This window comes from Phenylobacterium sp. LH3H17 (assembly GCF_024298925.1).
In the GTDB taxonomy this organism is placed as follows: domain Bacteria; phylum Pseudomonadota; class Alphaproteobacteria; order Caulobacterales; family Caulobacteraceae; genus Phenylobacterium.
On the sequence record NZ_CP101283.1, the window covers coordinates 514526 to 539704 of the forward strand.

The 25179-nt window shown below is 66.7% G+C and carries 20 protein-coding genes and 1 pseudogene; 11 read left to right on the top strand and 10 right to left on the bottom strand.

Features of this window, described 5'->3' with window-relative positions; all coding sequences use genetic code 11:
- Nucleotides 1-673 precede the first annotated feature (673 nt).
- On the bottom strand, nucleotides 674-2191 hold the full coding sequence (locus tag M9M90_RS02590) for a site-specific integrase (protein WP_254835605.1): 1518 nt from the start codon (nucleotides 2189-2191) through the stop codon (nucleotides 674-676).
- Nucleotides 2192-2293: 102 nt separating this feature from the next.
- Nucleotides 2294-2449: pseudogene (locus M9M90_RS21240) on the bottom strand (DUF6538 domain-containing protein); the annotation flags it as partial.
- A 180-nt stretch (nucleotides 2450-2629) separates the two neighbouring features.
- Between M9M90_RS21240 and M9M90_RS02595 the strand changes: the two are divergent.
- Entirely contained in the window at nucleotides 2630-3499 is an 870-nt protein-coding gene (locus tag M9M90_RS02595) for a tetratricopeptide repeat protein (RefSeq protein ID WP_254835606.1), read from the top strand.
- 16 nt (nucleotides 3500-3515) lie between these two features.
- Here the strand turns inward: M9M90_RS02595 and M9M90_RS02600 are convergent, their stop codons facing one another.
- On the bottom strand, nucleotides 3516-3683 hold the full coding sequence (locus M9M90_RS02600; protein WP_254835607.1) for a hypothetical protein: 168 nt from the start codon (nucleotides 3681-3683) through the stop codon (nucleotides 3516-3518).
- 275 nt (nucleotides 3684-3958) lie between these two features.
- On the opposite strand from M9M90_RS02600, the gene M9M90_RS02605 reads away from it, so the two are divergent.
- The 3 genes from M9M90_RS02605 to M9M90_RS02615 are packed head-to-tail and all read left to right on the top strand — an operon-like array spanning nucleotide 3959 to nucleotide 6747.
- Nucleotides 3959-5152: an NF038122 family metalloprotease gene (locus tag M9M90_RS02605; RefSeq protein WP_254835608.1), complete on the top strand. Its 1194-nt coding sequence runs from the start codon at nucleotides 3959-3961 to the stop codon at nucleotides 5150-5152.
- A gap of 14 nt (nucleotides 5153-5166) precedes the next feature.
- Nucleotides 5167-5598 carry a hypothetical protein gene (locus M9M90_RS02610; RefSeq protein ID WP_254835609.1) on the top strand — a complete coding sequence of 144 codons (432 nt, stop codon included), beginning with the start codon at nucleotides 5167-5169 and terminating at the stop codon, nucleotides 5596-5598.
- A 60-nt stretch (nucleotides 5599-5658) separates the two neighbouring features.
- Complete coding sequence (locus M9M90_RS02615) at nucleotides 5659-6747, top strand: GNAT family N-acetyltransferase (RefSeq protein ID WP_254835610.1); 1089 nt, start codon at nucleotides 5659-5661, stop codon at nucleotides 6745-6747.
- Nucleotides 6748-6754: 7 nt separating this feature from the next.
- Here the strand turns inward: M9M90_RS02615 and M9M90_RS02620 are convergent, their stop codons facing one another.
- The 4 genes from M9M90_RS02620 to fghA all read right to left on the bottom strand — a co-directional run bounded on the left by M9M90_RS02620 (nucleotide 6755) and on the right by fghA (nucleotide 10936).
- Entirely contained in the window at nucleotides 6755-7894 is a 1140-nt protein-coding gene (locus M9M90_RS02620) for an acyltransferase (RefSeq protein WP_254835611.1), read from the bottom strand.
- Nucleotides 7895-7962: 68 nt separating this feature from the next.
- Nucleotides 7963-9276, bottom strand: a complete 1314-nt coding sequence (locus tag M9M90_RS02625) for an O-antigen ligase (RefSeq protein WP_254835612.1) — start codon at nucleotides 9274-9276, stop codon at nucleotides 7963-7965.
- Nucleotides 9273-10034, bottom strand: coding sequence for a polysaccharide deacetylase family protein (locus tag M9M90_RS02630; RefSeq protein ID WP_254835613.1), 762 nt, complete (start codon nucleotides 10032-10034; stop codon nucleotides 9273-9275). Before M9M90_RS02630 ends, M9M90_RS02625 begins: the two co-directional genes overlap by 4 nt.
- A gap of 65 nt (nucleotides 10035-10099) precedes the next feature.
- Nucleotides 10100-10936: an S-formylglutathione hydrolase gene (gene fghA, locus M9M90_RS02635; protein ID WP_305885134.1), complete on the bottom strand. Its 837-nt coding sequence runs from the start codon at nucleotides 10934-10936 to the stop codon at nucleotides 10100-10102.
- A 123-nt stretch (nucleotides 10937-11059) separates the two neighbouring features.
- Here fghA and M9M90_RS02640 point away from each other — a divergent pair, with 123 nt between their 5' ends.
- Nucleotides 11060-12670 (top strand): amidohydrolase, encoded by a 1611-nt coding sequence (locus tag M9M90_RS02640; RefSeq protein ID WP_254835614.1) that lies wholly within the window; start codon nucleotides 11060-11062, stop codon nucleotides 12668-12670.
- Nucleotides 12671-12880: 210 nt separating this feature from the next.
- Here the strand turns inward: M9M90_RS02640 and ald are convergent, their stop codons facing one another.
- Entirely contained in the window at nucleotides 12881-13981 is a 1101-nt protein-coding gene (gene ald, locus M9M90_RS02645) for an alanine dehydrogenase (protein ID WP_254835615.1), read from the bottom strand.
- Nucleotides 13982-14090: 109 nt separating this feature from the next.
- On the opposite strand from ald, the gene M9M90_RS02650 reads away from it, so the two are divergent.
- The gene (locus tag M9M90_RS02650; protein WP_254837208.1) at nucleotides 14091-14579 is read left to right on the top strand and encodes an Lrp/AsnC family transcriptional regulator; all 489 of its coding nucleotides are present in this window, start codon (nucleotides 14091-14093) and stop codon (nucleotides 14577-14579) included.
- A gap of 56 nt (nucleotides 14580-14635) precedes the next feature.
- Entirely contained in the window at nucleotides 14636-14884 is a 249-nt protein-coding gene (locus tag M9M90_RS02655; protein ID WP_254835616.1) for a hypothetical protein, read from the top strand.
- A gap of 165 nt (nucleotides 14885-15049) precedes the next feature.
- On the opposite strand, the gene M9M90_RS02660 is transcribed toward M9M90_RS02655, so the two are convergent.
- Together M9M90_RS02660 and M9M90_RS02665 are read right to left on the bottom strand one after the other, a co-directional pair.
- Nucleotides 15050-16225, bottom strand: coding sequence for a cystathionine gamma-synthase (locus M9M90_RS02660; protein ID WP_254835617.1), 1176 nt, complete (start codon nucleotides 16223-16225; stop codon nucleotides 15050-15052).
- Nucleotides 16222-17613 (bottom strand): cystathionine beta-synthase, encoded by a 1392-nt coding sequence (locus M9M90_RS02665; protein ID WP_254835618.1) that lies wholly within the window; start codon nucleotides 17611-17613, stop codon nucleotides 16222-16224. Before M9M90_RS02665 ends, M9M90_RS02660 begins: the two co-directional genes overlap by 4 nt.
- Nucleotides 17614-17834: 221 nt before the next feature.
- On the opposite strand from M9M90_RS02665, the gene M9M90_RS02670 reads away from it, so the two are divergent.
- The 4 genes from M9M90_RS02670 to M9M90_RS02685 all read left to right on the top strand — a co-directional run bounded on the left by M9M90_RS02670 (nucleotide 17835) and on the right by M9M90_RS02685 (nucleotide 25114).
- Entirely contained in the window at nucleotides 17835-21197 is a 3363-nt protein-coding gene (locus M9M90_RS02670; protein WP_254835619.1) for an amidohydrolase family protein, read from the top strand.
- Nucleotides 21198-21668 carry a Cys-tRNA(Pro) deacylase gene (ybaK, locus tag M9M90_RS02675; protein ID WP_254835620.1) on the top strand — a complete coding sequence of 157 codons (471 nt, stop codon included), beginning with the start codon at nucleotides 21198-21200 and terminating at the stop codon, nucleotides 21666-21668. It abuts the gene before it with no gap.
- A 159-nt stretch (nucleotides 21669-21827) separates the two neighbouring features.
- Complete coding sequence (locus M9M90_RS02680; protein WP_254835621.1) at nucleotides 21828-22427, top strand: TetR/AcrR family transcriptional regulator; 600 nt, start codon at nucleotides 21828-21830, stop codon at nucleotides 22425-22427.
- A gap of 137 nt (nucleotides 22428-22564) precedes the next feature.
- The gene (locus tag M9M90_RS02685) at nucleotides 22565-25114 is read left to right on the top strand and encodes a TonB-dependent receptor (protein ID WP_254835622.1); all 2550 of its coding nucleotides are present in this window, start codon (nucleotides 22565-22567) and stop codon (nucleotides 25112-25114) included.
- Nucleotides 25115-25179: the final 65 nt, after the last annotated feature.

The following is a 25179-nucleotide window of genomic DNA, read 5'->3' on the forward strand; positions in this document are numbered from 1 at the left end:
TTCGACAGGAAGCGACGGACTACGCTCAGGCATCGCTGGGCTTGTAGCAGATTGTTGGCCGACTGCGGAGGGGGCGAAGGTCGGTCGGCTAGCCTTTAATCGCGCGGATGAACTCGCCCCTCCAATGGTCGGCTTCCCGAGCCGCAGCTCGAATGGCGGTGACCCGGTTGAGGAGTTCGCGCTGGTCTCCGCAGGGCTCAGTTGTGCGCAGGCCAAAGGTCCCGCTGACGATAGCTGAAAGGCGCGCAGGGAAGCTCGCTGGCGTCGATCGGGCGAGAAACCGCTGGATAGGTAGCGCTTGGGGAATGCGACCCCCTGCAAGCATCTATGTTGACCAACCAAGGGACCCTTATAGGTCTTATCCGCGATGGCTCACTTGCGCGCCGAATGCACCTGGATATCTGGGAGCGAAGGGGGGCTTCTTCATCCGCAGGTGCTACGAATGGCACATTGGTTCGGACGCGTTAGGTAAGTTGGGCCGCCAGATGAGCATCTGCCCGCACAAATCGAAACACTATAACGGTTATTGGCCTCGGTTTTCCACATATAAGGGTCGGGACCTAATAGGTCCGGGCAATTTTGTTCGGTTTAGTAAAGGGTCCGTCGAAGTATAAGGGTCTGAATGCTTCATGGAATGAACCGGGTATCAGGGTCATTCTGGGTTGGATGTTTTCTAAGACTTCGAGTATTTCGAGCGCAACGAGCTGAGATCAAGTCCGCGATAGTTCACGCGGCGGACATGTTCGTAGTGGCTCTCGATGCCAAGGTCATCCAGGTAGTTTGGGTCCATACCGACTTGAGCATGGCCCAATATCTGGTTCTGGTTTTGCGCAGGAACGCCATCGCGAGCCATCTGGGTCTTGAACGTATGGCGAAGCGAATAGAGTGTCGGCTTGGGCTTCCTATTCGTGATCGCTGGGATGTAGGTGTCGTTGATGCGCCTGATCCACCCAGCAGACGAGTACAGCTTTCTCGCGTCAGGTGAACTCTTCCACTCCGGAAAGAGGCGTCCCGCCTTCGGCTGCTTTGCGACGTAGGACGCAAACCCAAGCGCATCTAGTTCGGGGTGGATAGGAACTTGCCTTCGGGCGTTCTCGGTTTTGAACGCCGTGTACTCGTGATCGTCTGGATCGTCGGGATCGTACTCTGTCAGAATGTTAATATGCGGATAGCGATGTCCCAGTTTCACATCGCTAACTTTCAATTGGGCCAACTCGCTGGGGCGCGCTCCGGTGAAGAGCATCAGCAGCGGAGCCCAAACTCGATGGTCCGCAAACAAGTAGTCGCCTGGGGTGTTGGGGCGGATTGGTGACCTGCAACCGACGAAGGTTGGGTGGGCGAATAGGGCGTTTAGCTCCTCGATCTGGAAAGCCGACTTCCGACCGCCCTTCTTTCTCGCACCCGGCACCTTCACCCCGGTGGCTGGGTTAAAGGCAACGGCGTCACGTGCATGCGCGAAAGCCAGCACCCACCGGAGGACCGCGAACTGTGTGTCCCGAATAGTGTTGGGACTCACTGTCCTGAATGGCTTCAGCTCGCCTTGGCGAGAGTTGTTTGCTCGAACAGCGTCACGCAGGCTCAAACCGGGGAAGCGTTGCATTGACCGATTAGGGCATTGAATTAGGAAATCGACGAAGTCCTGAATGTCGCCTTTTTCGATTTCGTAGATCGCTTTCTTCCGCGGGAGGAATGCTTCGAAATCGTCCGCAACTTTTCTGACTTTGTGCTGCCAAGATGCGCCGCTTGGCTGCGCAGAAAGAGCCCTCTCTGCCCATTCGGAGAACGTCCAGCTAGCTCCACGCCCCTTCGGCATCTGTTGGCTCGGAACCAGGCGGTGATCGACCGTTGGAAGCGCCAACCCATGGGCTAGTTCGGACCGTGCTTGCAGTTTGCCGACCTCCGCTTCGAACAACGCATCGGCGATCTGGCCCTGTTCATGCCCACCTACCGGAAGCCCCCTCTTCCGGCACTCAGCCTCGGCGCTGATCTGAAGCACTTCCTCGATGTCTCGTCTCAATAGCCATCTGGTCCGGAGTGCTCGCGTTGGATCGGCAAGCCCCGCAGCGGTCTGGGTTGCCCATTCGTCCTCGTCTGCGACCGCCATCTGGGCATCGGGCGTGCGGTTCACCCTGTGTTCCCGCTTAATCCCTTCAACGCCTTTGCTCCACACCTCGAAGGCGATCTGCTTCAAGAGGTCATCTGTGAGGATGGCTTCCGGTGCCGTTGTGGCTCCGGAAGCGTAGCTGCTCACTTGAGCTAGGCACCTTTCGAATAGTTCCTCGTACTCTTGCGCAGCGCGGCGAGCCTCAACGAGCTTCCTCGTTCTGAGTGATCTGTGGAACCACTCGGCCCCGCTGAATTCTGGGAAGTGGCGAATGCTCAGAGGGACGCGGCGTCGGTATGCAAACCATCCGTCGCGGTCGAAGATGTGTGAGGGTACGCGGGGCACAAAATCACCACTTGTGATACGAGCTGTGGTGCGCGTTTCACACTCAACCTATTGATCGTCAAGTTTCTTTTATAGATCAGTATCCGGCGCGTATCACATGAAAGAGTCCCACCCTCTCCGCCACGCAATATCGCCTCGGCCGCCCTTGCCAGCGCCCGCGCCGGCGGCTTCACTGGCGGCATGACCGAAGACAGTACGCGTGAACGCTCCCGCCGCACCCTGGAGAGCGCCCGCTCCCATTTCCAAGGCGACCCTTCCCTGGCCAACACCGTGTGGTACGGCCGCGTGCTGGGGTTCCGGTATCGGATAGACGAAGCCATCACGGTGTTCACCGAAGGGCTGGAGCGTTTTCCAGACTCCTTCGAACTCCTGCGTCAGCGCGGCCACCGTTTTCTATCGACCCGGCGGTTCGCCGAGGGACAGGCCGACCTTGCGCGCGCCGCGGACCTGATCGAGGGCATGTCGGAGTGGATCGAGCCGGACGGGATCGGCAACGAGCTTCCGGTGCCGGCGACCAGCATTCAGTTCAACACCTGGTATCACCTCGCCTTGGCGCACTATCTCCTGAGGGAGTGGGATGCGGCGGAGGCCGCCTACCGGCGGTGCCTGGAGTGGGTGCGCCCGGAGGACTATGACGGGCTAACCGCCTGCAACGACTGGCTTTACATGACCTTGCGCCGCAAGGGCGACGATGCCGCGGCGGATCAGGTTCTGGGGGCGATACCCGACGACTTGCCGGACGGGGCGTTCGTCGAGGGACCCTCCTATTATCGTCGTTTGCGGATGTACCGCGGGGAGCTTCGGCCCGAGGACCTGCTGAATCCCGACAAGGGCTCCCAGGTGATCCACGACCTGGAGACCATCTACGCCACCCAGGGATATGGGGTCGGCAACTGGTATCTGTACAATGGGGAGATGGACCGCGCCCGTGAGGTGTTCGAGCAGATCCTCCAGGGCCGCAGCCGCTTCGCCTTCGGCTATATCGCCGCCGAGCGCGACCTGTGGGAAATGGCTGGCGGCGACCCGGGCAGGGTGACGATCCCCGCGTGAGGCAGCTTCGGCGCGCCTAGCGGGACATCCACGGTTTGGACTTGGACGAGGATTGGGCCGCGGCGGCCTGTTCGCGCTGGAACTTGCCGCCCCGAGGCGGCTGGGGCTTGGCGGCGATGGCGGCCTTCTTCAGCCGCAGGGCCTTCTGGATCGGAGTCTCGGAGGGCGGTGCGTCGTCGGCCATGGTCAGCGTCCTCTTGATGAGGAGAGTCTAACGCCTGGGCCCGTCCCCTGTCCGGCGAAAAGCGCGCGCGGCCCGATTCTAGCCGCACTGTGATTTCATTCCGGAAAAGATGGTTAACGAGGTGACGTCATGCGCCAGATCAACAAGCGTGGCAATAAATTTCCATTGCCGGACAGAATCGGCTGTGTTTCGCTCGAAATTGTTAAAGGTCATTAAGCATCCCGGGGCCGTGAACCTCCGGATACTGCGCAGTCCGGGATCATCAGGAGGGGCGTATGAGGAAGCTTATGTTGTCCGCGGCCATGGCTCTGGTCGTCGGCGGGATTTCGACGCCGGCGACCTCGGCGACGATCGTGTTGAACAATCTGGGCGGCGTGGATTCTGGCAGTCAGGCGTTGTTCGGTTTCACCGCCGCGGCCGGGTTCTGGTCCAAGCGCCTCACCAACGACGTCACCATCAACCTGGATGTGCGCTTCCAGTCCCTGGGCCCGGGCGTCCTGGGTCAGGCCGGCAGCCGGTCCTTCGTGGTCGACACGGAGACCATCCAGAACCAGCTTGCCGCGGTCGGGTCGACGTCGCTGGACGCCATCGCGGTCGCCAACCTGCCGACCCTGACCCCAGGCGATTACGGGGTGGGCGCGTTGAGCGTGATCACGCCGGGCGATCTCGGCGGCGGTCTGGGCTCCAATGCCCTCACCCGCGTGCTGGACGCCGACGGCAGCGCCAACAACTCGTTCCTCGACGCCAACAGCGCCAACCTGAAGGCCCTTGGTTTCACCGGGTTCGGCAACGTCGCCGACGGCTCCATTTCGTTCAGCAGCGACTTCAATTTCGACTTCGACCCGTCGAACGGGATCGCCGACAACGCCATCGACTTCATCAGCGTGGCGGTACACGAGATCGGCCACGTCCTGGGCTTCGTGAGCGGCGTCGACATCTATGATGTCCTTGGCTTCCCGGACGGCCCGCTGCTGACCGACCCGGCGCTGGGCATGCTGCCGCTGGACGACTTCGCCATCGCCTCGGTGCTGGACCTCTACCGCTACAGCGGCGGCAATAGCGGCGTCGCGCTCGACTGGTCGGTGGGCGGCTCGCCGTTCTTCTCCATCGACGGGAAGACCATCTATGGCGGGGGCTACTTTTCGACGGGCGCGTACAACGGCGACGGCCGCCAGGCTTCGCACTGGAAGGACAATCTGGTCGGTATGCCGCAGCTGGGCGCCCTGGACCCCACGGTGGCCTATGGCCAGGCGGGAAGGGTGACGTCGCTGGACCTGGCGGCCTTCGACGCCATCGGCTGGAACATCGACTATGATGTGCTGAACTCGACCAGGTCCTACACCACCCGCGACATCTATTATGCGGCCATTCCGGAACCCACCACATGGGCGCTGACGATCACCGGCTTCTTCCTGATCGGCGGCGCCATGCGCCGGACCCGGCGCAATCCGGCGTTCGCGCGGGCCTGACGGGGCGGCGCCTGGTGCTGCTGGTCGCGGTCCTGGGGATCGCAGCCGGCGGCCCGGCGTTCGCCCAGACCTCCGACTACCTGTTCGAGGCGGTCGATCCCTATCCGCGCCGCCAGGTGGGGGTGGTGCTGCAGGTGCGCATCCGCGACGCCGCCGGCCGGCCGCAGCATGGCGCCGCCATCCTGGACGCCAGCCTCGACAAGTCGCCCGACGGCCAGCCGGGCGCCTACGCCCCGGTCACCGTCCTGCCGACCGCCGACCATGGGGTCTACGCCTTCAAGACCGACCTCAACACCGACGGACGCTACCTGCTGACCCTCCGCGCGAAGCTGATGGGCGTGGCCCAGCCGGTCACCGGCACGGTGCTGTTCACCACCCCGGCGCCCAAGCCGACCGCGCCGCTCGTGGCGCCGGCCAAGGCGCCCGTTCGCAAGCCCAGGACTTAACCGTTTCGTATTCGGAATGGGCCATGGTGCCGCCCGAACGGGAGCAAGGGTCGTGACCTCATGGTCGATTTCCAGATCGTCCGCTGGCGGGAGCTGACGCCGGCCGACCGCCAGGCCTGGACGACCTTTCGCGCCGCGCAGCGCTTCCTCTCTAGCCCCTATTTCGACCTCGGTTGGTTCGACGCGGTGGACCGCGCGCGCGGTGACCTCTTGGTCTCGCGTGGGACCGCTCGCGGGCGCGCCGTGGCGTTCCTGCCCTTCCATCCCGGGGTGTTCGGCGTCGCCCGCCCGGCCGGTGGGACATTCTGCGATTGGCATGGCTTCGTGGCCGAGCCCGGCCTGACGCTGGACGTCGGGGCAGCCCTGGCGCGTGGGCCCGCGGGCTATCGGTTCGAGGGCGCGCCTGCGGCCGATCCAGGCCTCGCCGCCCATGCCGACGACCGCGATGTCTCACACATGGTCGATATCGCCGACGGCTTCGAAGCCTATGCCCGGCCTCAGGGTCGCGCCGCGCCAAAAGCGCTCTCGAACCACCGCGGCGCGATGCGCAAGCTTGAGGCCGACGGCCGCCGGGTCGAGTTCGTCATCGACGACCGTTCGCCGGAAACCCTGGCGACCCTGATGGCGCTGAAGTCGGCGCAGTATCGCCGTTCCCGCCATCCCGACGCCCTGTCGTGGGCGTGGAGCCGTCGCCTGATCGCGGCCCTGCCGGAGGCAACGCCGGAGTCCTTCGGCGCCGTGCTGTCGTCCATGAGGGTCGATGGCGAACTGGCGGCGGCCCATCTGGGTCTGCGAAGCGGTGGCGCGCTGCATTACTGGTTGACCACCTACGAGCCCAAATTCGCCACCTACGCGCCAGGCAATGTCCTCGCCTTGGAGGTGGTGCGCGGCAAGGCGGCCGATGGGGTCCACGAGGTCGATCTCGGACCGGGCGACTATCCATGGAAGCGGCAACTGGGCAATGGCGGGACGGAGCTGGTCCGGGGCCTGGCCTATGCGACATCCCCCATCGGCCGCGCCACCGAGGCCATGGCTCAAGCCGGCCGGCGCTGGGCCGCCCTGCCGGTGGGTCCGGCGGCCAGCCTGCCGCGGCGCGTGGTGGGTCGGGTCGAGCGCACCGCCGCCCAGTGGGCGGCGGCTCCGGTCTAGGCGTTCGCTAGCTGGGGTAGGGCACGGACTGGTTGACTACCGTGCGCACCCGGCCGGTCTGCGTCTTCGGACGGTTCACCGCTACCTGGATCGGATTGTCGATCGCGTAGTGGAAGGCGGTGGCGAAGGCGAGGGCGAGAGCCACGCCCATGCCCCACAGGGTCCATTGGACGGGTTCGCTCAGGCCGAACCGGGCGATGAGCTGGTTGACCACCCCGAACCAGGCGATGCGGACAACCTCGTTGGTGATGAAGACCGAGAAGGAGATCACTGCGGCCTTCTCCACCAGCCAGGACTTGCGACGCACCGGGATGGCGCCCGAGGCCATGATCATGGCGCAGATCAGGCTGAGCGAGATCAGGCTGAACTCGCCGAAGGTCTGCACGCCGATGAAGCCGGCCAGGGCGACCAGGCCCAGGCCCTTGGCGAGGCGCTCGGGCAGGTAGACCTGCTGGGCGAAACGGGCGAGCGCCATGCCCAGGATGAACAGGGGCAGGGCCCGGAAGATGCCGAACTTCAGGGGCATCTGGTAGACGGGATAGTTGAGGATCGCCCAGGTCGCCAGGTTGCAGGCCGTGAAGACGGCGATCCCCAGGCCGAGCATGACGAACGGGTTGAACCGGGACATGCCGCGCAGCAGCAGCGGGAACATCAGGTAGCAGCCGAGCAGGGCCGAGAGCGACCAGCTAGGCGCGTTCCAGCCGCGTCCGCCGGGGACGCCGTAGGACTGGACGAGGAAGAACTGGGCGGGAAGCTCCTTCCAGTCGAACCATTGCGGGTTGCGCGGCATGACGCCCAGCGCGCCGCTTACCAGCACCAGGGCGATCAGGGTCAGGGACATGATGAGGTGTGCCGGGACGACGCGAAGGAAGCGCTTCTTGAAGAAGTCGCCCAGGGACATGCCGCCGGCCAGAACGCGCTCGCCATAGACCCGGGCCAGGACGTAGCCGGAGTCGATCAGGAAGAAGTCGGTGAGCAGGTAGCCCCGCTCGAAGAACGGAATGAAGCTGGACGTCGGGGAGGGACCCGCCAGCTCGAAGTGGTGAAGGATCATCAGGATCGCGACGACGATGCGCATGACGTCGAGCCAGCCGCCCCGCTCGATCGGCGGGACGCTCTTCCGCGTCTCAATCCCAAACCACGACATCGCCGACCTCCCGCAGTCCATCAAGGGGGCGGATTGCAAGGGTCAAGCCATCCCGGAATGGGACAGTTTCAGGCGTGGGCGGGGGTCCAGGTCATGGGCCGCGCGGTCACGGCCGGCCTGTGCGCGGCGGCCCCGGCGGTTGCCGGCTTCGGGCCCAGAATCCGGGCCATGGCGGCGACGGCGAACACCCAGGAGAGGTTGTTGTGCACCAGGATGATGCTCTCCGACATGGTCTGTAGGCTGTAGACCGCCAGGAACAGGGTCGCCCAATAGCCGTCGCCCAGCCTCTGGTGGCGCACCACGGCGGTCAGCAGGCTGATGGCGAAGATCGCCGCGAAGATGCCGACGCCAACCAGGCCGAGCTGGATCAGCAGGTCCAGCCAGCCGTTGTGGGCGCTGGGCACCCGCCATTGCAGAGCATCGCGGATCCAGTTGGCGATGTCGGACTGCCGACCCCAGAAGGCTGCATATCCGTAGCCCAGCACCGGCTCGGCCTCGTGGGCGCGTAGCACCGCATTCCAGATGTCGGTGCGGCCGGTGAAGGTCGCATCCTTGCCAAGCGCTGCATAAAAGAGGGTCGGCGCGAACAGGTAGAGGCCGGCCAGGGCCGACATCCCGGTCACCCCCAGCCAGATCGCCACCACTGAAGCCGCTCGCCCCAGGCGCATGAAGGCGAAAACCGTGGCCCCGCCCAGCACGATCAGCAGGCTGAGGAACGAGGTCGCCGACCGGGTCATGATGATCAGGCCGATGAACAGCACCAGGGCGCCGCCCCACAGCAGCCGCCGGCGCGGATTGGTCAGGAAGGCCGCGACGGCGGCGAGCGAGGCGTAGACCATCATCGCCCCCATCTCGTTCTTCTCGTACCAGAGCCCACGCCAGGTGCCGGCGTTGATGTCCTGGCTGACCCCCATCTTCGGCACGGCCAGGCAGACGAAATAGCTGCCCAGGGCCAGCAGCAGCATGGTGAGCGCCACCAGTTCGGCGAAGCGCCGCCCGCCCAGGCTGGAGGCTAGATAGAGCCCCATCAGGGTGGTGGCGGCGAGCGCGATGGCCCGGCGCAGGGTGACGTCCGGCTCGATGGACCACATGACCGAGGCGCCGGCCCAGCCCACCAGGACCAGGAAGGCCAGCGCCGGACCCCAGAACCTGAAGAGCTGGGGCAGCCGGAATGCGGCCAGGGCGGCGATCAGGGCATAGACCGGCAACCACATGACCCGAAGGATCGGAACCTCGTCGCCCCCGGTCTGCAGCGGATCGAACAGCGGGCCGATGAGGGCGCTGGACATCAGCGCCACCACCAGGACGGTCAGGCTCGCCTCGATCAGGCGAACGACCGTCAGCCGCTCATAGGGTTCGGCGAGCTGGTCGGGGCTGATCACGCCGCCGCTGCTTGCGGCTCGCCATTGACGATCAGGTCGACGGCCTCATTGACCGGCAGGACCTCGATGCCGTGGTCGGCGATGCGCTGGAGCACCCACTCCAGGCGTTCGGGCAGGACGCCGAAATCGAGCGGAGCGTCGCCGACATCGTGGGTGAAGAAGGTGATCCAGCCGCCGGTGGCCTTGGCGCGGGCGATGGAGGCCTCGATCTCGTCCGGCCGCCAGCGTCGATGCTCCAGGACGATGGAATGCACCATGGCGAGGTCGATCATCCCCTCATTGACCCGCCGCGAAATGCCCCGGGCGCTCTTGAAGGCCCCGCCCAGCAGGGATTTGGTGCGCGGCGAGACGTCTCCGTAGGGGTAGGCGTAGCTCTCGATGACGAGATCGCCGAGGTGCTTCCGCAGGAAGGCGGCGTTGCGCTCGATCTCGTGCAGGAGCGTCCCATTGTCGGACTTCGAGGCGAAGCCGTGGGAATAGCTGTGGCAGCCGATCTCGTGTCCGGCGGCGGCCACGGCCTTGAGGTCGGCCAGATCGAAGTACTCGATGCCGTCCTCGGTGATCCCGCAGAACCGACCGGCGACATAGTAGGTCGCCCGCACCCCGAACTTCGCCATGATCGGACCGGCCACGGTCCAGGCGCTCTTGGGGAAGTCGTCATAGGTGATGCTGGCGATGGCCCTCGGCGCGCGCGAGCGCACGGTGTTGACCGGCAGACGGCGGGTCAGGACGTTGTTGACCTTGCGGTAGATGCCCATGGTTGTGGAATCCAAGCTGCGGGGGCGCAGCCGAATCCTGCCAGTTCAATCCTAACAAACGCCTGCTAGAGCCGCGCCGCGTGCCACGCCAGGTGGTCTTCGATGAAGCTGGTCATGAAGAAATAGGAGTGGTCGTAACCCTCCTGCCGCCTCAGGGTCAGCTTCTGGCCGGCCTCGGCCGCCGCGGCCTCCAGCAGTTCGGGCTTGAGCTGGGCCTCCAGGAAGCTGTCGGCCAGGCCCTGGTCGACCAGGATGTCGTCGAACCGGCCGCGCGCGGCGCGGGCCGCCAGCAGCTGGGCCGCGTCGTGCTCGCGCCAGGCTGCTTCATCATCGCCCAGATAGGCGTTGAAGGCCTTGCGGCCCCAGTCGCAGCGGCTCGGCGAACAGATCGGGGCGAAGGCCGAGACCGACTTGAACAGGTCCGGATGGCGCAGGGCCAGGGTGAGCGCGCCGTGCCCGCCCATGGAATGGCCGAAAACCCCCAGCCGCGCCGGGACGACCGCGCAGCTCTCGGTCACGACGTCGATCAGGTCGCGGGTGACGTAGGTTTCCATGCGGAAGTGCGCCGCCCAGGGCGCCTGCGTGGCGTCGACATAGAAGCCCGCGCCCTGGCCCAGGTCGTAGGCGGGATCGTCGGCCACGCCCTCGCCGCGCGGGCTGGTGTCGGGGGCCACCACGGCGAGCCCCAGCCGCGCCGCGGCTCCATAGGCCCCGGCCTTGGTCGTGAAGTTGTCCTCGGTGCAGGTCAGGCCCGACAGCCAGATCACCCAGGGGACCGGCCCCTCGACCGGGGGCAGGAAGACGCTGAACCGCATGGGCGTGCCGGTGGCGGCGCTGGCGTGGCGGCGATAGCTGAGCGTCCCGCCGTGGACGCGGTGTTGTTGCAGGATTTCCAGGCTCATGGGGTCTTCTAACCCGGAATCCTTGCCGGGGGACTCGCCTCGGCGCGCAATGTTTCGCCTCGGGGCTTTCGCAGGCGGTCGATTCCATGTCCCCCTGTCGCTTCAGGATTCGAGGGGGTCTCCATGAGGACGTTTCTGCCAGCCCTGGCGCTCGCCGGTCTGCTCGCCGCCACCGCGCCGGCGGCGCTCGCCCAGGGTTATTCCGCCGGCAAGGTCACGGCTCTGAAGGGCCGGGCGATGGCCGGCGTGGACTCGCGCGCCAAGCTCGCCCAGGTGATGAACGACCAGATCTTCTCCTATGGCGAACTGGCCTTCCAGGAAGTCGAGACCTCGAAATACGTCACCGGGGTGCTGGAGAAGAACGGTTTCACCATCCAGCGCGGCGTGGCGGGCCTGCCCACCGGCTGGACGGCGACCTGGACCAACGGCAAGGGCGGCCCGGTGATCGCGCTGGGGAGCGACATCGACGGCATTCCCAAGGCCTCACAGAAGCCTGGCGTGCCCTGGCACGAGCCGCTGGTCGAGGGCGCGCCCGGCCACGGCGAGGGTCACAATTCCGGCCAGGCGCTCAACGTGGTCGCCGCGCTCACGGTCAAGGAGATCATGGAGAAGGAGGGGATCGCCGGTACCCTCGTCCTCTGGCCTGGCGTCGCCGAGGAGCTGCTGGGCGGCAAGGCCTACATGGTCCGCGACGGGGTGTTCAAGGGCGTCGACGCGGCAGTCTTCACCCACGTCGGCAGTAACCTTCAGACCGCCTGGGGCCAGCCCCAGGGCACCGGCCTGGTCTCGGTGGAGTACGTCTTCAAGGGCTCGGCCGCCCACTCGGCCGGCGCGCCCTGGCGCGGCAAGAGCGCACTCGATGCGGTCGAGCTGATGAACATGGGCTGGAACATGCGTCGCGAGCACCTGCGGCCGGAACAGCGCTCGCACTATGTGATCACCGACGGCGGCGACCAGCCCAATGTCGTCCCGTCCGTGGCCAAGGTCTGGTACTATTTCCGCGAGCAGAACTTCGCCGACATCCGCAAGAGCTTCGAGATCGGCAACACCATCGCCGAGGCGGCGGCCAAGATGACCGACACCACGGTCGAGCGCCGGGTGATCGGCGCGGCCGCGCCGCAGCATTTCAACAAGCCCCTGGCCGAGGCCGCCAAGGCCAATATCGACAGGGTCGGCCTGCCCAGGTGGACGCCTGAGGAACAGGCCTTCGCCAAGGCGGTGCAGAAGAATCTCGGCGCCAGGGAGAAGGGTCTCGCCACCGAGCTGGAAGGGTTGAAGACACCGCTCGAGAAGCCCGAGAGCGGCGGGTCGGACGATATCGGCGACATCTCGTGGACCATGCCGACCGTCTCGATCTACTACCCGTCCAACATCCCGGAACTGCCGGGGCACCACTGGTCCAACGCCATCTCCATGGCCACGCCGGTGGCGCACAAGGGGGTGGTCGCGGGATCGAAGGTGGTGGCCATGACCCTGCTGGACATCCTGACCCGGCCGGCTCTTCGCACTGCCGCCAGCGACTATTTCACCAAGGTCCAGACCAAGGACCAGAAGTACCAGCCGATGCTCTCGGCCACGGACAAGCCGCCGGTCGAGATCAATACCGGCGTCATGGCGCGCTATCGTCCCGACATGGCGAAATTCTACTACAACCCCGAAAAATACCCGACCTATCTGGATCAGCTCGGGGTCAGGTGGCCGCCCACGGAACTCACGCCACCGAAGGGGAAGTGACCCAGCCCAGATGCTCCCCTCTTGGGGGAGCTGTCAGCGAAGCTGACTGAGGGGGACTTTGACTCTCTTCTGAGCGCTTCAGCGCCCTCCGTCTCGCCGCCAAAGAGGGCGGCGATCCACCTCTCCCAAATCGCGCTTCGCGCTGGGGGAGGATCTCGGGGGAAGGAAAAAGGCCGGGGGCGGGGAAACCTCCGCCGCCCCCAGGCCGAGTCAGGCCGCGACCGGGGGAAGGTCCTGCGAAGCGGCCACCGCCGGGTGGACGACCCGTCCACCGGCGACATTCAGTCCGGCGGCGAAACCGGGATCCTCGGCGAAGGCGCGCTCCATACCCTTGTCGGCCAGAGCCAGCACGTAGGGGGTGGTCGCCGCGCCGAGCGCATAGGTCGAGGTGAGCGGGGCGGCCCCGGGCATGTTGGCCACGCAGTAGTGGACAACGCCATCGACCACATAGGTCGGCTCGTCGTGGGCGGTCGGGTGCGAGGTCTCGAAACAGCCGCCCTGGTCGATGGCGACGTCAACCAGCACCGAACCCTTGCGCATCAGCTTCAGGTCCTCGCGCCGGATCAGCTTGGGCGCCGAGGCGCCGGTGATCAGCACGCAACCGATGATCAGGTCGGCCGTGGGCAGCAGTTCCAGCAGTGCGCCGCGCGAGGACAGCACCGTGCGGGCGCGGCCTTCGAAATGGGAGTCCATCGCCGCCAGGCGTTCGGGCAGGATATCCATGATGGTTACGTCGGCGCGCATGCCGACGGCGATCTCCGCAGCGTTGAAGCCGGAGACCCCGGCCCCCAGGATCAACACCTTGGCTGGAGGCACGCCGGGCACGCCGCCCATCAGCAGGCCGCGTCCGCCGGCCGGGGCAAGCAGGTAGGCCGCGCCGACCTGGGCGGCCATGCGCCCGGCCACCTGGCTCATGGGAGTGAGCAGCGGCAGGTCGCCCTTGCGGCCGAGGATGGTTTCATAGGCGATGCAGGTGGCGCCCGAGGCCATCAAACCCTTGGTCTGCTCTGGATCAGGGGCGAGGTGCAAGTAGGTGAAGAGGGTGTGGCGCGGGGTGAGGAGGGCGATCTCCTGGGCTTGCGGCTCCTTGACCTTCACGATGGTGTCGGCGGCGGCGAAGACGGCGGCCGCGTCGGGAACGATCTTGCCGCCCGCGGCGGCATAGTCGGCGTCGCTCAGGCCGACCCCGGCGCCGGCGCCCGATTGGACGAAGACCTCATGGCCGTGGGCGGTCAGGGTGGCGACGACGGCGGGCACGAGGCCCACGCGACGCTCGAGAGGCTTGATCTCGGTCACAGTGCCGATGCGCATGGGCGTTTTTCCTCCACCTTATAGCGCCGAGGCTAGTGGATAGTTGCAGATGAAACCTTGAAAAACAGCGGGCCAGAGATCAGTGTTCCACAAGTTTCTTGTGCGAAAGATGCCCCTCGCGGTGAAATCCTCAACTCACGACCTCGATATCGCGGATAAGCGCCTATTGTCTCATTTGCAGGCGCATGGACGAGCGACGAACGTGGAACTCGCCGAGGCCGCGCACCTCTCGGAGTCCGCCTGCTTCCGCCGGGTGCGCGCCCTGGAGGCGGAGGGGGTGATCACAGGCTATGCGGCGGCGGTCGATCCCCGCGCCGTGGGCCTGGGCCTCTCGGTCTTCGTGTCCATCACCCTGGCCAGCCAGGCCCAGGACGTGCTGTCGGCCTTCGAGGCCGCGGTGACCGAGGCGCCCGAGATCATGGAATGCCACCTGATGACCGGCCAGGCCGACTATGTCCTGCGGGTGGTCGCCGCCGACATGGACGACCTGGAGCGGGTGCACGCCACCCGCCTGACCCGGCTGCCCGGGGTGGCGCGGATCAACTCGTCCATCGCCCTGCGCACGGTGGTGCGACGCACGGCCCTACCGCTCCGCTAGGGCCCAATTTCGCCATGGGTCCTGGGCAGGTTCCCGCCGCAACAAGGAGTTCCCCCATGCGCGTCACCGCCCTTCTCGCACTGGCCCTCGCCGCCTGCGCCTCGACCGCCCTGGCTGCCCCAGGCCGGTTCATCCATCCGGCCGACACCAGCAAGGACGACCGGATCGATAAGGCCGAATGGGTCGCCTACAAGCTGCCCGCGACCGAGTTCGCCAAGGCCGACAAGAACGCTGACGGCAAGATCGACGGCCCCGAGTTCGTGGCCTGGGATACGGCTCAGAAGGCGAAGCACGCGGGTCACTAGAGGCTCAGATCCTCCCCCAGCGCGCAGCGCGCTTTGGGGGAGGTGGCGCGTCGCCCTCTTCGGCGACGTGACGGAGGGGGTTGAAGCCCACAAGAGTCAAATTCCCCTCTGCCAGCTTCGCTGACAGCTCCCCCAGAGGGGGAGCAACTGGGTCTTGTTCCGTTCCTAACTCAGCGCCTGATCCAGATCGGCGATCAGGTCGTCGGCGTCCTCGATGCCCACCGACAGCCGGATCAGGCCGTCGGCGATGCCGATGCGGGCACGGGTCTCCGCCGGGATCGAGGCGTGGGTCATGATCGCCGGATGTTCGATCAGGCTCTCAACCCCGCCCAGGCTCTCGGCGAGGGTGAACAGCCGGGTGCGCTCCAGCATCCGCACGGTCCCGGCCAGGTCGCGGTCGAGCACCGCCGAGATCATGCCGCCGAAACCGCCGGTCATCTGGCGCTTGGCCAGCTCGTGCTGCGGATGGCTGGGAAGGCCCGGATAGACCACCTGCGCCACGTCGGACCGCGCCTCCAGCCAGCGGGCGATCTTCATGCCGCTCTCGCAGTGGCGTTGCATGCGCAGCGCCAGGGTCTTCACGCCGCGCAGGGCCAGGAACGAGTCGAACGGCGAGGCCACCGCGCCGACGGCGTTCTGCAGGAAGCCCACCTGGTCGGCGAGGTCCTTGTTGCTCCCCACGATCAGGCAGCCGCCGACGATGTCGGAATGGCCCGAGAGGTATTTGGTGGTGGAATGCATCACCACGTCGAAGCCGAACTCCAGTGGCCGCTGGCAGTAGGGGCTGGCGAAAGTGTTGTCGGCCGCGGCCAGCAGGCCATGCTTCCTGGCGAGCGCGGCGATGGCCTCGAGGTCGGCCAGGCGCAGCATCGGGTTGGTGGGGGTCTCCACCCAGATCAGCTTCGTATTGGGCCGGATCGCCGCCTCGACGGCGGCCAGGTCGGACAGGTCGACGAAGCTGAACTCAAGCCCGGCCGAGCGCTTGCGCACCTTGTCGAACAGCCGGAACGAGCCGCCGTAGAGGTCCTCGCTGGCGATTACGTGGTCGCCGGCGTCCAGCACCTCCAGGAAGGTCGAGATCGCCGCCAGGCCCGAGGCGAAGGCGTAGCCCCTTGTCCCGCTCTCCAGGTCCGCCACCGCGCGCTCGAAGGCGAAGCGGGTGGGGTTCTGGCTGCGGGAATATTCGAAGCCCTTGTGCTCTCCCGGACTGGTCTGGGCGTAGGTCGAGGTGGCGTAGATCGGCGGCATCACCGCCCCGGTGGTGGGGTCGTGGAACTGGCCGCCGTGGATGGCGCGGGTTGCGAATTCCAGCCGGTTCTTGCCCTTGATGTCTTCGGTCACGCCGCGCGCCTGAGATAGTTGATGAGGTCGATACGGGTGATCAGCCCGAGGAATTCGCGCCCGTCCAGCACGATGGCCACCTGGTCCTTTTCGAAGACCGGCAACAGGGCGTCCAGCGAGTCGCCGGCCTGCAGGGTGTTGAGCTTGGCGGTCATGGCCGTGGCCACGTCCTGGGCGAAGCGGCGGTCGGGTTTGCTGTCCTCGACCGCGTCCAGCAGATCGCTCTCGTCGATGAGGCCGATCAGCCGCCCGTCGTCCAGCACCGGGAGCTGGCTGACATCGGCCTGGCGCATTCGGTTATAGGCGGTGAGCAGGGTGTCGTGCGGCCCCACGGTGATCGCCCCGCCTTCGGAAGGCGCGCGCGCGATCAGGTCGCGCAGGTCGCCGTGCAGGTGACGCTCAGTCAGCCCCTGCTCGGCCAGCCAGGAGTCGTTGTAGACCTTCGACAGGTAGCGGGAGCCGGTGTCGCAGACGAGGGTCACCACCCGCTTGGGCTCGGTCTGCTCGCGGCAATAGCGCAGGGCGGCGGCCAGCAGGGTGCCCGACGACGAGCCGCCCAGCACCCCGGCCTTGTTCAGCAGTTCGCGGGCGGCGGCGATGCTTTCGGTGTCGGTGATCGAGTAGGCCTTCGACACCAGCTCGAGATCGCAGTTGTCGGGGATGAAGTCCTCGCCGATGCCCTCGACCACCCAGGAGCCGGGTTCGATGGTCTTCCCGGTGTTGATCAAGGGGGCGAGGATCGAACCCGTCGGATCGGCCAGCACCATCTTGGTCTTCGGCGAGGCCTTGGCGAAGTAGCGGCCGAGGCCCGTGAGCGTCCCGCCGGAGCCAACGCCCACCACCACGGCGTCCAGGTCGCCTTCCATCTGCTCCAGGATCTCGGGGCCGGTGGTGGTCTCATGGGCCTTCGGATTGGCCGGGTTGGAGAACTGGTTGATGAAGTAAGCGCCGGGAATATCGGCGGCCAGGCGCAGGGCCATGTCCTGGTAGTATTCCGGATGCCCCTTGCCGACGTCGGAGCGGGTGATCCGCACGTCCACGCCCATGGCCCGCAGGTGCTGGATCTTTTCCCGGCTCATCTTGTCGGGGACCACCAGCAGGATGCGGTAGCCCTTCAGCACGCCCACCTGGGCCAGGCCCAGGCCGGTGTTGCCGGCGGTGGCCTCGACGATCGTCCCGCCCGGCTTGAGGCTGCCGTCGGCCTCGGCGGCCTCGATCATGGAGAGCGCGATCCGATCCTTGATCGAGCCGCCGGGATTGGCGTTCTCCAGCTTGACGAACAGGCGGCACGGCCCGGTGTCGAAGCCGGTCAATTCCAGCATCGGGGTGTTGCCTATCAGGTCCAGGGCGGACCCGACCGGCGGGGAAAGCGGCGGATGGGCGTTCATCGGGTTCTCGTCGTCGAAAGGTGGGGGCAGACGGGGAAACGCCCAAGGGTCCGTTTCCGCGCCATCTGTCCGGGCGCATGGGAGATTTTACCCCAATAGCCCGCTTCGACCGCCACAGGAACAGCGTCCGTCGAACGAGATCGCGCGAAATCGCGCCTGAGCGGACTCGACAAGCTCGCGCCCCTCGGTTGAATTGCGCGCACATCAAGTCCGGGGTCCTCATGATCGTTCGCCGCCTGCTCGCCGCAGCCCTCGTCGCCGCGCTGTCCGCGCCGGCCTTCGCCCAGACCGCGCCGGCCCCGACGCCGCAGCCGGTCCCTACCGAGGCGGGCAAGGCCGAGAAGGAGCCCCGGCCGAACACCTCGGAACTGAACAAGCCCGTGGCGACGCCGTCGCTGGAGAAGGCGGCCGACAAGCCCAAGTGGGACGTGGACGCCCCGCCCGGACCGACCCGGGAGGTCTCCATCGACGTGACCTCCGGCACCTGGATGAGCCTGGACGTCAGCCCCGACGGCCGCGAGGTGGTTTTCGACCTGCTGGGCGACCTCTATGTGATCCCGATCGGCGGCGGCGAGGCCCGCGCGCTCACCACCGGCATGGCCTGGGACATGCACCCGGCCTATTCGCCCAACGGGCGCTGGATCGCCTTCACCTCGGATCGGGGCGGCGGCGATAATATCTGGATCGTGGACCGGGACGGCTCCAACCCGCGCCAGGTCACCAAGGAGACCTTCCGCCTGCTGAGCCAGCCCGACTGGACGCCGGACTCCGAATACATCGTGGCGCGCAAGCATTTCAGCTCGACCCGCTCGCTGGGGGCCGGGGAGATGTGGCTCTATCACCGCTCGGGCGGCGAGGGGCTGCAGCTCACCAAGAAGCGCACCGAGCAGAAGGACTCCGGTGAGCCGGCCTTCAGCCCCGACGGCCGCTATCTCTATTTCAGCGACGACGCCACACCCGGCGGGGTGTTCGAATACTCCAAGGACGTCAACGGCCAGATCTATGTGATCCAACGCCTGGACCGCGAGAAGGGCGAGCTCGAGCCGTTCGTCACCGGGCCCGGCGGATCGATCCGCCCCACCCCCTCGCCGGACGGCAAGTCCTTGGCCTTCATCCGGCGGGTCCGGTACAAATCCACCCTCTTCGTGATGGACCTGGCCTCGGGCCGCGAAACCGCGATCTTCGACGGTCTCGACCGCGACATGCAGGAGACCTGGGCCATCCACGGGGTCTATCCGTCCATGGCCTGGACCCCCGACAACAAGGCCCTGGTGGTCTGGGCCGGCGGCAAGATCAAGCGGGTCGAGGTGGCCTCTAGGGCGGTGGCCGAAATCCCCTTCCACGTGAAGGCCAGCCGCACGATCCAGGAGGCCGTGCGCTTCCCGGTGGAGGTCGCGCCCAAGGACTTCAAGGTGAAGATGCTGCGCTGGACCGAGGTCAATCCGGCCGGCGACATGGTCGTCTACCAGGCCCTCGGCCATCTCTGGATCAAGGACCTGAAATCGGGCGCGCGCCCGCGCCGTCTGACCCGCCAGAGCGACCACTTCGAGTTCTATCCGGCCTGGAGCCGGGACGGCCGGTCCATCGTCTACACCACCTGGAACGACCAGGACTTCGGCACGGTCCGGGTGGTCCCGGCAGGCGGCGGCGAGGGCCGCGTGGTCTCCAGCCAACCCGGTCACTATCTGGAACCGGCCTTCAGCCCCGACGGCGCGACCATCGTCTATCGGGCGGTCTCCGACGGCTTCCTGACCTCGGCCATGTGGGGCCGCGAGCCGGGCCTGTACGCGATCCCGGCCAAGGGCGGCGGCAAGCCGGCCCTGGTCTCGAAGGGCGGGGTGCAGCCGCAGTTCGGGGCGACCGGGGACCGGGTGTTCTTCATGTCCTTCGAGGCGGAGAACAAGCGCGCGCTGAAGTCGGCCAAGCTGGACGGCTCGGAGGAGCGCAGCCACCTGCTGAGCGAATTCGCCGCCGAGTACGCCATCAGCCCCGACGAGAAGTGGGTGGCCTGGACCGAGCGGTTCAACGCCTATGTCATGCCCTTCGCCCGCACCGGCAAGTCGGTGGACATCTCGCCCAAGGCCGCGGCCCTGCCGGTGACTCGGGTGACCCAGGACGCGGGCTACTTCCTGCACTGGTCGGGCGACGCCAGGAAGCTGTGGTGGTCGGAAGGCCCTGAGCTGTTCTCCCGCGACCTGAAGGACGCCTTCGCCTTCGTCGACGGCGCCCCCAAGGAGCTGCCCAAGCCGGCCGAGCACGGGACCGACATTTCCTTCACCCAGGCCTATGCGGCGCCGACCGGCCGCACGGCGCTCACCGGCGCCCGCATCGTCACCATGAAGGGCGACGAGGTGATCGCCGATGGCGTGGTGGTGCTGAACGGCAATCGCATCGAGGCGGTGGGGCCGCGTGGTTCCGTCACCGTGCCGGCCGGCGCGAAGGTGATCGACGTGGCTGGCAAGACCATCATCCCCGGCATCATCGACGTGCACTGGCACGGCTCCATGGGGTCGGACCAGATCATCCCGCAGCAGAGCTGGGTGAACTATGCCTCCCTGGCCTTCGGGGTCACCACCATCCACGACCCCTCGAACGACTCGGGCGAGATCTTCGCCCACTCCGAGCTGGCCAAGGCCGGGGCGGTGGTAGGGCCGCGGATCTTCTCCACCGGCACCATCCTCTACGGAGCCAAGGCGCCGTTCACGGCCCAGATCGACAGCCTGGACGACGCGCGCTCGACCCTGCGCCGGATGGCGGCCATCGGGGCCTTCAGCGTCAAGAGCTACAACCAGCCCCGCCGCGAGCAGCGCCAGCAGATCCTGGCCGCCGCCCGCGAGCTGAAGATGATGGTGGTCCCGGAAGGCGGCTCGCTGTTCGAGCACGACATGACCTTCGTGGTCGACGGTCACACCGGGGTGGAGCACTCGATCCCGCCGGCGGCCATCTATGACGACGTGCTGCAGCTCTGGCCGGCCACCAAGGTGGGCTATACCCCCACCCTGATCGTCGCCTATGGGGGCCCCTTCGGCGAGAACTACTGGTACGCCCATACCGATGTGTGGGCCGATCCACGGCTCTCGAAGTATGTCCCCCGCCGCATCCTCGACGCCCGCGCGCGCCGGCCGGTCAAGGCGCCGGAAGAGGAGTACAACCACGTCAACATCGCCCGGATGGTGAAAGCCCTCGCCGACAAGGGGGTCTCAGTCCAGCTCGGCGCCCACGGCCAGCGCGAGGGTTTGGGCGCGCACTGGGAGATGTGGATGATGGCCCAGGGCGGCATGACCCCGATGCAGGTGTTGAAGGCCGCCACCCTCGACGGCGCGGCCTATCTGGGAATGGATCGCGACCTCGGCTCACTTGAGCCTGGCAAGCTGGCCGACCTGCTGGTGCTGGACGCCGACCCGCTGGCCGACATCCGCAACTCGACCTCGATCCGCTACACCGTCGCCAACGGCCGGGTCTACGACGCCATGTCGATGGAAGAGCTGGGCGGCAAGGCCAAGAAGCCGTTCTGGTTCGAGCTGCCGGGCGCCGAGGGCTGGGGCGTCGGCTCCACCGCCGCCGTCAGCCATCAGGACGACTAGATGGCCAGGAGCACCCCCGCGACGCTCGCGCTGGACAAGGCGGGCGTCGCCTATGGCCTGGCGACCTACGACTATGATCCTGACGCGCCCCGGGTCGGGCTGCAGGCCGCCGAGAGCCTGGGGGTCGCGCCGGATCGGGTGCTCAAGACCCTGATGACCCTGGTGGACGGCAATCCGGTCTGCGCGGTGTTGGCCTCGGACCAGGAGGTGGCCATGAAGAAGCTGGCCGCCGCGGTCGGGGGCAAGTCGGCCGGCATGATGAAACCCGCCGACGCCGAGCGGATCACCGGCTACCGGGTGGGCGGGGTCAGCCCCTTCGGCCAGAAGAAATCGGTTCCCACCGTGGTGGACGCCGCCGCCATGGCCCACCCCAAGGTCTATGTGAACGGCGGCCAGAGGGGCCTGCAGGTGGAGCTCGCGCCCGGCGACCTGGCAGCCACCCTGGGCGCCAAGGTCGCGCGCCTGACGTGACACCGGTCGTCTTCACGGATCGGTTGCGATTTGCGGGCAGGTTTCGTTGGCGGCCGCTGCTTGAGCCGGATAGGTTACCATTGATAATTTGGCGCGCCCGCGAGGCGAGATGAGCGTGACGGTGTCGCGGGGCGAACGCCCTGCCTTCGGTTCGATGGCATGACCCCGGCGAGGCTCGCCCGGCGGCGCAATTACCATGTCGGCAATGTGCGCGGGCAGCTGCTGGCGGCGGCGCGCGATATCCTGGCCGAGAGCGGCCGGGCCGCGCTCAGCCTGCGCGCCATCGCCGAGCGGGCCGGGGTCGCGCCAGGCACGGTCTACTATCATTACGTCGACAAGGCCGCGCTGCTGGCCGGCCTGGCGGTCGACGGCTTCCGGCAACTGGCCCTGGCCATGCACGAGGCCTATGCGGCCGATCCAGCGGGCGGGGGCCTGCGCACCACGGGCGGCGCCTATCTCGCCTTCCTGCGCGAGAAGCGCGAGCTCTACGAACTGATGTACGAGGCGCGCGACTCCGGCCGGACCGACGTCGCCGAGGCCGAGGCCGAGGCCATCGCGGTGTCCCGCAGCGCGATCATGGCCGACTTCCAGGGCCTTTATCCGGAGGCCATCGCCCACGACATGGCCGAGGCGATCTGGGCCTGGGGGCGCGGTATCGCCGCCGTCGGCCTGGCCCGCGGCGCGGACGGCGGCGAGCAGGGCGACGAGGCGGTGCAGTCCGCCGTGCGGGGGCTGACGGCGCTCATCGCCCGCGCGTGATGAAAGACACACCCCACAGAGGAAAACGGGGCGCGACGTATTTCCCCCTATTCGAACGCCGTTCGAGACCTCCAGCGTCAATCCATTAAGCACTCGCGACGGGCGGCATAACGCCCGCGTCTGGCTGGGAGGTAACATTGCTGCATCAACCCCTGCGTCTTCGCAGTCTTTTCGTCATGGGCGCGTCTGTCGCCGCACTTACCGCCGCGGCCGCACCGGCCATGGCTCAGGACACGGCCTTCACCATCGAAGAGCTGGTGATCACCGCCGAAAAGCGGGAACAGAGCCTGCAGGACGTGCCGGTGGCCGTCACCGCCTACACCAGTGAAAAACGCGACCTGCTCGGGGTCGCCACCGTCGAGGACCTGGCGCGGGTCACGCCCAGCGTCGCCTACACCAACAATGACCGCCTCTCGATCCGCGGCTTCGGGCGCCTGACCAACGCGATCGGCACCGACCCCTCGGTGGCGCTCTATTCGGACGGCATCTTCTCCAACTCGATGGCCGATAGCTCGACGCCGTCGCTGTTCATCGAGCGGACAGAGATCCTGCGGGGCCCGCAGGGCACCCTCTACGGCCGCAACTCCATCGGCGGCGCGCTCAACATCATCGGCAAGCGGCCGAGCGACGAGTTCAACGGCGAGGTCCGCGCGGCGGTCGGCAACTACGGAACCTGGCGCACCGACGCCCTGGTGACCGGACCCGTCACCGAGGGCCTGCGCTTCCTGCTCGGCGGTTCGCTGGAGCGGCGCGAGAAGGGCTTCATCGACAACGTCGGCCCGGCCGGCGACACCAGCGCCGTGAAGCGCTACGTGGTCGAGGCCCAGATCGAGGCCGATCTCGGCGAGAACATCACCGCGCGCCTGCGCTATACGAAGTTCGACTGGGACGACAGCTACGGGGTCGGCAACGTCCACGAGGCGGTCATCACGCCCTACGACACCGTGTCCGTCACGGGCCTGGGCAACGCGGCGCTCTACTACAACCCGACGCTTGGCTACGGCACGGCGAACATCACCGGGTCCGACCCGTTCAAGATCGACACCAACCAGACGATGGAGGGCAAGCTCTCCAACCACAACCGTCTGCACTTCGACCTGACCTGGGACCTCGGCGACATCAGCGTGAAGTACCTCGCCGGGTACCAGGCCTATGTCTACAACACCAACGGCGACGAGGACCGCTCCTCGCGCTCCGGCAACTTCAGCGTCAACGCGGCGACCCCGTTCGGCGCCTACACCGCCACCGGCGTCTCGCCCAACGAGCGCTTCTTCTATCAGGAGAAGCAAAAGTGGTGGTCGAACGAGATCAACATCTCGTCCAACACCGATGACCCGCTGCAATGGATCGTCGGCGCCTTCCAGTACCACCAGGTCTATTCGCAGCCGCAGGGCCTGCGCGTGCTGGGCGATCCGTCGATGTTGTCGCCGATCAACCTGGCCACCGGCGGCCTGGCGGCCCCGAACCCCAACGGCAACTTCCTGCTGGTGGACGGGAGCCTCGAGGTCGACTCGTTCGCCGCCTTCGGCCAGATCGACTACGCGTTCACCGACACCCTCACCCTGACCGCCGGCCTGCGCTGGACCAAGGATGAGAAGACCGGCACCGACTTCGCCCGTTACGTGTCGCGGACCAACACCACCACGACCATCCTGCGCTCGGTCGGCATTCCGCTGACCGCCGCCCAGGGCATGGCCGTCGACTTCACCACCTTCGTGGTCTGCGGCGGCCCAACCATCGCCACCTGCGCGGCCAATCCGCTGTATTCCAATCTGCGGCAGGACCCGAACGGCGGCCTGGTTCGCAACCTGGCGGCCGACTACGACGCCTGGACCGGGACCCTGGGCCTGCAGTGGCAGCCTGACGATGACACCAACGCCTACGCCCGCTATAGCCGCGGCTACAAGTCGGGCGGTTGGCTGGCTTCCAACGGTCTGACGCCGTTCCCCTACGCCGACCCTGAATATGTCGACAACTATGAGCTCGGCCTGAAGAAGACCTTCGGCGGCCGCTTCCAGGTCAATGCGGCGGTGTTCTACGCCGACTACAAGGGCTTCCAGGCGCCGCTCACCGTGGTGCTCAACGCGACCACCGGCTCCACCGGCTCGCAGTTCCTGAACCTCGACGCCCGCAACTACGGTTTCGAGCTCGAGACCCAGTGGGCCCCGCTCGACAACCTGTCGATCTTCGGCAGCTACTCCTACCTCAACGCCGAGATCGAGAAAGGCTGCTGCTTCGTCGACGCCAACGACCCACGGGCCCTGCAGCCCGGGGCCAAGCCGATCGGCGCGGCCCTGCCCAATGGCAGCCAGCCGCAAACCCTGGTCGGCAATCGCCTGCCCATGACGTCCGAGCACAAGCTGAACCTCGGCGCCAACTACACCTTTGACTTCGCGGCCGGGAGCCTGACCCTGGGCGGCACCTACACCTATACTGACGATATGCAGACCACCGTCTTCAGCCAGCCCAACTCCACTGCGCCGTCGAACGAGATTGTCGACTTCCGCGCGCTGTGGAAGGACGGCGACAGCCGCTTCACGATCATCGGCTATGTGAAGAACGCCTTCGACGAGACGGCCTATCAGAGCTCGACGACCTCGTCCGTCACCGCGGCCAACACCTTCCGCCGCACGGTGAAGCTGAACTTCCCGCGCACGTTCGGCATGGAGTTCCAGTACCGCTTCTAAGGGTTTCCAAACCTGGGTTCCAAGGGCGTCGCGGGAGACCGCGGCGCCCTTTCCCGTTCCAGCCT

Coding starts and splice junctions, on each gene's coding strand:
- M9M90_RS02595 (WP_254835606.1), top strand. CDS start 2,630: ATGACCGAAGACAGTACGCGTGAACGCTCCCGCCGCACCCTGGAGAGC.
- M9M90_RS02600 (WP_254835607.1), bottom strand. CDS start 3,683: ATGGCCGACGACGCACCGCCCTCCGAGACTCCGATCCAGAAGGCCCTG.
- M9M90_RS02605 (WP_254835608.1), top strand. CDS start 3,959: ATGAGGAAGCTTATGTTGTCCGCGGCCATGGCTCTGGTCGTCGGCGGG.
- M9M90_RS02615 (WP_254835610.1), top strand. CDS start 5,659: ATGGTCGATTTCCAGATCGTCCGCTGGCGGGAGCTGACGCCGGCCGAC.
- M9M90_RS02620 (WP_254835611.1), bottom strand. CDS start 7,894: ATGTCGTGGTTTGGGATTGAGACGCGGAAGAGCGTCCCGCCGATCGAG.
- M9M90_RS02630 (WP_254835613.1), bottom strand. CDS start 10,034: ATGGGCATCTACCGCAAGGTCAACAACGTCCTGACCCGCCGTCTGCCG.
- fghA (WP_305885134.1), bottom strand. CDS start 10,936: ATGAGCCTGGAAATCCTGCAACAACACCGCGTCCACGGCGGGACGCTC.
- M9M90_RS02640 (WP_254835614.1), top strand. CDS start 11,060: ATGAGGACGTTTCTGCCAGCCCTGGCGCTCGCCGGTCTGCTCGCCGCC.
- ald (WP_254835615.1), bottom strand. CDS start 13,981: ATGCGCATCGGCACTGTGACCGAGATCAAGCCTCTCGAGCGTCGCGTG.
- M9M90_RS02650 (WP_254837208.1), top strand. CDS start 14,091: ATGCCCCTCGCGGTGAAATCCTCAACTCACGACCTCGATATCGCGGAT.
- M9M90_RS02655 (WP_254835616.1), top strand. CDS start 14,636: ATGCGCGTCACCGCCCTTCTCGCACTGGCCCTCGCCGCCTGCGCCTCG.
- M9M90_RS02665 (WP_254835618.1), bottom strand. CDS start 17,613: ATGAACGCCCATCCGCCGCTTTCCCCGCCGGTCGGGTCCGCCCTGGAC.
- M9M90_RS02670 (WP_254835619.1), top strand. CDS start 17,835: ATGATCGTTCGCCGCCTGCTCGCCGCAGCCCTCGTCGCCGCGCTGTCC.
- ybaK (WP_254835620.1), top strand. CDS start 21,198: ATGGCCAGGAGCACCCCCGCGACGCTCGCGCTGGACAAGGCGGGCGTC.
- M9M90_RS02680 (WP_254835621.1), top strand. CDS start 21,828: ATGACCCCGGCGAGGCTCGCCCGGCGGCGCAATTACCATGTCGGCAAT.